Genomic DNA, 541 nt, shown 5'->3' on the forward strand with positions numbered 1-541 from the left:
GCCGGGCCCCCCGCGTGCGCGGGATCGATCCCGGCGGGCAGCTGTGCCTGAGTGCCCGGCACCGCGCCTTCGGCGGGCACATGGGCGACCGGCATCACGAACTGATTGACCGCCGACGCGACGTCACGGGAGGGCCGCGGCGCTGCGGCGTCTCCGGCGAACGCCGCGGCGGCGGCCATCAGCATCGAGGCGGCATTGGTGGGATCAGCGGCGGCCTGCTGGATGACCGGACCGAGGCTCTGCACGGCCGGCAGGCCGGGGGCCTGCAGACCGTCGATCGGCAACGGTGCGGCGGCCGGGTCGGCGTGCGCGACCCCGGTAACCCCGAGCAGCGCGGCCGACGAGCCCACCGCGACAAGGGTGGTGAGCTTCATCCTGGTCGTGGACATGGTCCCCCAATGCTTTCGTCGATGTGGCTGGTTGATGTGGTGTCAGGTCAGGGAAGCCCGGCCAGCGCGCTGAGCGGCGGAGTCAGCGGTTCGGTCGCCGGCGCGGGAGCGATCGGCGCGACCGGTGCGACCGGGGCCAGCGGGGCGGCGAC

1 pseudogene is annotated in these 541 nt (G+C 74.3%); it reads right to left on the reverse strand.

Annotation, left to right across the window (positions count from 1 at the left end):
- Positions 1-389, reverse strand: a pseudogene (locus ACXAID_RS28360) (Rv1157c family protein); the annotation flags it as partial.
- Positions 390-541: the final 152 nt, after the last annotated feature.

It is taken from the genome of Mycobacterium sp. ABE4_509 (assembly GCF_056160785.1).